General features: G+C 71.2%; 3 protein-coding genes. 1 reads left to right on the forward strand and 2 read right to left on the reverse strand.

The window, feature by feature from the left end; genetic code table 11:
• Positions 1-46 precede the first annotated feature (46 nt).
• Together ACIRGA_RS00530 and ACIRGA_RS00535 are read right to left on the reverse strand one after the other, a co-directional pair.
• Complete coding sequence (locus ACIRGA_RS00530; protein ID WP_400935173.1) at positions 47-1,594, reverse strand: S8 family serine peptidase; 1,548 nt, start codon at positions 1,592-1,594, stop codon at positions 47-49.
• Positions 1,594-2,757, reverse strand: coding sequence for a S8 family peptidase (locus ACIRGA_RS00535; RefSeq protein WP_400935176.1), 1,164 nt, complete (start codon positions 2,755-2,757; stop codon positions 1,594-1,596). Before ACIRGA_RS00535 ends, ACIRGA_RS00530 begins: the two co-directional genes overlap by 1 nt.
• A 310-nt stretch (positions 2,758-3,067) precedes the next feature.
• On the opposite strand from ACIRGA_RS00535, the gene ACIRGA_RS00540 reads away from it, so the two are divergent.
• Positions 3,068-5,893 (forward strand): ATP-binding protein, encoded by a 2,826-nt coding sequence (locus ACIRGA_RS00540; protein WP_400935663.1) that lies wholly within the window; start codon positions 3,068-3,070, stop codon positions 5,891-5,893.
• Positions 5,894-6,000: the final 107 nt, after the last annotated feature.

Genomic DNA, 6,000 nt, shown 5'->3' on the forward strand with positions numbered 1-6,000 from the left:
TGCGCCGCGGTCATCGTGACCACGGCGCACCGCCGTCCGCAAGGACTCAGAAGGTGATGGAGAAGCCTTCGATCGTCCCGCTGTCGAACCGGTAGACGTCACGGACCCGCAGTTTCCAGGTCCCGTTCACCGGTTCGGACGAGGCGTTCACCGTGTACGACGTGTGCACGCCGCTCGCCTCGCCGATCCCTCCCGCCTGCTTGAGGCCGAACACCGCACCGCTCGGCCCGATCAGGTCTATCGCCAGGTCACCGGTGTAGGTGTGCGCGATGTCGACCTTGACCGGCAGCGTCGCCGACGCCTTGCCGTCGCAGCCTTCCTGCGTCACCGAACTGGTCACCGCGTCACCGGCGTCCGGAATGGACACCGGTGTCGTGTTGGACTTGGCCCCGCACGTCGGCGTGGGGCCACCGCCGCCGATGAACGACACGTTCAGCAGTTTGTTGACCGTGCCGGACGGCAGTCCCTTGAGCACGCCGTCGGAGGCGTTGTTCACCAGCGCGTCCCGCGTCTGCCGCGCGGTGGCACCGGGATTCGCGGCGAGGTACAGCGCCGCCGCCCCGGCCACGTGCGGCGTGGCCATCGACGTCCCGCTCATGTTCGCCGAACCACCGTTGGACGTGGACAGCGACGTGATGTTGCTGCCAGGGGCGAAGATGTCCACGCACGAACTGTGGTTGGAGAACGAGGACTTGTTGTCGTTCTCGTCCGAGGCGCCGACCGTGATCGCCTCGGGGATGCGGGCGGGGCTGACGTTGCAGGCGTCCTGGTTCTCGTTGCCCGCCGCCACCGCGTAGACGAAGCCCGCCGCGATGGACTTCTTGATGACGTCGTCGCCGAGCCCGACCTGGTCCATCCGCAGGCTCAGGTTCGCCACCGCCGGTTTGGTGCCGTTCGCGGTCAGCCATTCGGCCGCGTCGACGATGGCGGAATCCGGACCGTTGCCCGAGCAGTCGTTGCCGAGCACCTTCAGCCCGACGAGCTTGACCTTCTTGGCCACGCCGTAGGTCTTGCTGCCGATGGTGCCCGCGGTGTGACTGCCGTGCCCGTTGCAGTCCTTCCCGTTACCGCCCACGAAATCCTTGCCGATGGACGCGCGCCCCTCGTACTCCGGGTTCTCCGGGTTGATCCCGGTGTCGAGGTCGTACGCGGTGACGCCCTCGCCCGTGTTCGGATACGTGAAGCTCTTGTCGCGCGGCAGGTTCTTCTGGTCGATCCGGTCGAGGCCCCAGGTGGGGTTGGTCTGGGTACCGACGGCACGCGCGGTGCCGTCCTGATACACCGCCTTGACCGCCGGATCGGCCGCGAGCCGCCGGGCCTGCTGTTCGGACATGCCCTTGACGGAGAACCCGCGGAGCACGTTCTTGTACGCCGACCGGACCTCCCCGCCGTAGCGGCCCGTCAGCGCGGCCGAGGACTGCTCGACCGCCATGGTGCCGACATCGTGGAGTGCCACGATGTACTGATCTCCGTAGTGCTGCTTCGCCTGCACGACAACGCCTTCCGCCTCCGCGGCGAGGGCGTTGCCCGCGGCGAGCGCGGCCAGCGCGGTGGCCGCGACGGCCACCACACCGGCCCGCACGCCGCGGCGCATCAGAGACCCGCCACGTTCAGCAGCTTGTTGGGCGAACCGGTGCCCGGGCTCGTCACGACACCGCTGGTGGCGGCGTTGGCGAGACCGGAGGCGACGGCGGCGGGGGTGGCCGACGGGTTCGAGGTCAGGTAGATCGCGGCCGCGCCGGCGACGTGCGGCGTCGCCATCGAGGTACCGCTCATCTGCTGGGTGCCGCCGCCGTTGCGCAGCGAGGTGATGCTGGTGCCCGGCGCGAAGATGTCGGTGCAGCTGCCGTAGTTCGAGAACGAGGACCGGCGGTCGTCGCTCTGCGTGGCGTTGACGGTGATGGCCTCACGCACGCGGGCCGGGCTGGTGGAGCAGGCGTCCGTATTGGAATTCCCGGAGGCCACGGTGTTCGTGATGCCCGCCGAAACCGCGCGGCGCACGGCGGCGTCCACTCCGGAGTCGGCCGGTCCGCCGAGGCTCATGGTGAGCACCGACGGGCCCTTGGCGTTCTTCACGACCCAGTCGATGCCGGAGATGATCTGCGAGTACTGGCCGCTGCCCTGGCAGTTCAGCACGCGGACCGAGACGATCTTGGCACCCTTGGCCACGCCGTAGGTGGCGCTGCCGACCGTGCCGGCGACGTGCGTGCCGTGACCCTGGCAGTCGCGGGCGTCACTGTCGTTGTCGATGAAGTCGTACCCGCTGGTCGCGCGGCCGCCGAATTCGGACTGGCGGTAGTCGACGCCGGTGTCGAGGACGTAGACCGTCGCCCCGGAACCGTTGTTCGGGTAGGTGTATTTCTTGTCCAGCGGCAGGTTCTTCTGGTCGATCCGGTCCAGGCCCCAGGTCGGGTTGGTCTGGGTGCCGGTCATGTGCGCGACGGCGTCCTGCTGGACGAAGTCGACGTTCGGGTCGGCGGCGAGGCGTTTCGCCTGCGCCTCGGTCATCTTCGCCGAGAAGCCGTTCAGCGCGGCGGTGTAGGTCGCCTTCACCTGGCCGCCGTATTTGGCCGCGAGGCCCGCGTCGCCGCTCTTGAGCGAGACGATGTACCCGTCCGTGACGGCTCCCGGCACACCGGCGCCGCGGATCTGCCCCTCGGCGGCCGTGGCCGGTCCGGCGAGGGCGACCGTGGCCGCCGCACAGGCCCCGGCGAGCACCGCACCCGCGATCCGGCGACGTCGAAGTTCTCCACGCATTTCCTGAGCTCCGTTCACTCGAACAGGTGGTTCACGCCGGCGGTGGTCCAGGCCGGCGTCGTGACGTGCAGTCACGCTGGAATCACTTTCGGGTGGCGGGACCTGCGCGAACAAGCGAGGCAACGGTCCGTAGGACTACGTATCTAATGGCGAAATCCCCCGTCCCTACGAAAGTCGGGTGACCGTCCGAGCGGGTTCCGTGATCACCGAAACCGCGCTTAAGCTGCGTTCACTCGAACGGTGTGGTTCGTGAAGCGGGGGTGACCCGGCAATGGTGATCGGTGGCTGCGGACGCAGAACGAGTTCGCCCGTGCTCGTCGGCCGTGAGGCGGAATTACGCGAGTTGCTCGACGGCGCGCTGCGCTCGCCGTCGGTGATCATGCTCGAAGGGGAAGCGGGGGTGGGCAAGACCCGGCTCGCCACCGAACTGCTGGCCTGCGCCGAATTGGCCGGACGGCCGGTCCTCACCGCGACCTGTCAGCCGTTGCGCGAGCCCTTTCCGTACGGCGTGGTCTTCGACGCGCTGAAGGACGTCCGCCCGGCGCGTGACCTCAACCCGGTGACCGGTGTCCTCGCGCCCTACCTGCCCGAACTCGCGGCGTTCCTGCCTCAACCGCCGCCAAGGCCCGGCGATCCGAGGGCCGAACGCCACCAGCTCTTCCGCGCCGTCCGGGAACTGCTCGGCTCGCTGGGCCCGCACGTCCTCCTCATCGAAGACCTCCACTGGGCGGACGACGGTTCCCGCCGCCTGCTGCGGTTCCTGATGACCGACCCGCCCACGGGGCTGACGCTCCTGCTCACGTACCGGCGCGAGGAGACCCCCGGCGGTATCCCGCTCGGCAGCGCCTACCGGCCCGCGCCCGGCACCGCGCACACGCTCGTCACCCTCCGGCCGTTGGACCGCGAAGGCGTCCAGGCACTGGTTTCGGCCCTGCTCGGCGAAGCGAACGTCTCCGCCGAATTCGCCGGGCGACTGCACGAACGGACCGCGGGGATCCCGTTCGTGGTCGAGGAGATCGTGCGCGCGATCGGCGGCGTCGAAGGCGCGGTGCACGCCGACGGCGCGACCGCGCGGCGTCTGCTCGACACGGTCGAAGTCCCGGCGCTGCTGCGGGAAGCGACGGTCGAACGTCTCATCGCGCTGCCGCCCGCCGCCCGGCGGATCGCCGAAGCCGCGGCGGTCCTCGCGACACCGTCCACTTCGGACCTGCTGGCCGCCGCGGCCGCGCTCACCCCCGACCGCGCCCGCCGCGCGCTCGTCCTCGCGCTCGAACGCCATGTCCTCGTGGAGACCGGTGAAGGCACGTACGGCTTCCGGCACGCGTTCGCGCAGCAGGCCGCGTACCGCACCATCCCCGGCCCCGATCGCCAGGAACTGCACCGGCGGGCCGCGCGGCTGCTGCGCGACCGCCTCCCGCAATCCCTGGTGCGGCTGGCCGAACACTGCCGGAAGGCGGGCGACCGGGCAGGTGCCCTGAAGTACGGCGAAGCCGCCGCGGATCAGGCGTCGACGGTCGGCGACCTCGCCACCGCGACGGATCTGCTCCGCACCCTGCTCGACGAGCCGGGCCTTCAACCGTCCGATGTGGACAGACTGGCGGTCAAGTTCAGTTCGGTGGCGTGCAACGGGCTCGCCCAGACCGAAGTCGTCCCGGCACTGGAGCGGCTGCTCACCGACGGCAGGCTGTCCGGGCGGCTGAGCGGCGAGGTCCGGCTGGGGCTCGGGCTTCTGCTGGTGCGCCAGGCGGGCGGGCTGGAGGCGGCGAGGACCGAGATCGAGATCGCCGTCAACGACCTCGCCGACCGGCCCGATCTGGCGGGCCGCGGGATGGGCGTCCTCGCCCAGCCGTGGGTCGGCGCGACCCCGCTGCGGGAGCACCGGCGCTGGATGGACCGGGTGGACGAGCTCATCGACCGGGCCACCGACCGGCGGCTGAAGATCATCCTGCTGGCCAACAACACGGCGTCACGGCTGCACATCGGGGACGCGCGCGGCTGGGACATGCTGGACCGGGCGCCCACCACCGTCGGTTCCGCCGACGAACAGCGGCATCTGGCGCGGCTGCACTGCAACAGCGCCGACGCCTGCGCCTGGACCGGCCACCACCGGCGGGCGAAGAGCCTGCTGCGCAGCGGGATGCAGCTGGCGGCCGACTGCGGGGCGCCGTACGTCGTCAGCACCGCCCGCGCGACGGCCGTCCACACCGATTGGCTCACCGGGAACTGGGACGGCCTCGCCGAACGGGCCGGCGCGCTGATCGACGAGTACCGCGACCTCTTGCCGGTGACCAGCGAACTGTGCCTGGTGCTGGGCCTGCTCGCCGCCGCCCGCGGCGAATGGGACGAGGCCGCGGCCCGGTTCGCCGGTACCGCGGCGGATCAGCCCGAGAACGCGTTCACCCCGGTCGCGATCGCCGCGCACGCCGGGATGGCGGGCATGCTGCTCGCGCAGGACCTCGGCGAGGCCGCCGTCACACAGGCCGAGAAGGGGCTGGAACTCTTGCGCGCCAAGGGTGTCTGGGCCTGGGGCGCGGATCTGCTGATGGCCGCCGTCGACGCGTATTGCGCCACCCGACGGGACGCCGAAGCACAAGCGCTGACCGACGAGTTCGAACGCGAGATCGGCGACCTCGACGCACCGTCGACCCGGGCCGCGCTCGCCGCGAACCGCGGGCTGATCGCGGCGTCCCGAGGCGAGCACGCGGAGGCGATCGAGGCCTTCGAGCAGGCACGGACCCGGTTCGAGGCCCTCCCCGCGCCGTATCACGCGGCGCTGATCGCCGAACGGGCCACGCGCTGCCGCCTGGCCCGCGACGAGGACGTCGCCGAGACGTTCGCGGCGCTCGCCGAGACCTTCGACCACCTCGGCGCCACACGCGACGCCGCGCGCTGCCGGCACGCCTTCCGGTCCACCGGCGCCGTCGCCCCCTCGCGGCGCGGCCGCCGGGGCTACGGCGACGAACTGTCCCCCCGCGAGCGCGACGTCGCCCGCCTCCTGGCCGCCGGGCACACGAACCGGGAGATCGCCGAAGTGCTGTTCCTGTCCCGGCGCACGGTGGAACAGCACGTCGCGAGTGTCCTGCGGAAGCTGAAGGTGCGGTCGCGGAGCGAGCTCGCGGGGCTGCGGTCGGCGTAGGCGCCGCCCCCGGCATCAGAGGGGCGGGCGTGGGGGGGGGGGGGGGGGGGGGGGGGGGGGGGCGCCGCGCTAAGAAGACATGGTGCAGTAAGCACCGGGGGGGGAGG

Origin of the sequence: Amycolatopsis sp. NPDC102389, from assembly GCF_044765885.1 — a bacterium.
Taxonomy (GTDB): Bacteria; Actinomycetota; Actinomycetes; order Mycobacteriales; family Pseudonocardiaceae; genus Amycolatopsis.

Bases quoted from the DNA above. Each gene is read 5' to 3' on its own strand.
- ACIRGA_RS00530 (WP_400935173.1), bottom strand. From the start codon at position 1,594: ATGCGCCGCGGCGTGCGGGCCGGTGTGGTGGCCGTCGCGGCCACCGCG.
- ACIRGA_RS00535 (WP_400935176.1), bottom strand. From the start codon at position 2,757: ATGCGTGGAGAACTTCGACGTCGCCGGATCGCGGGTGCGGTGCTCGCC.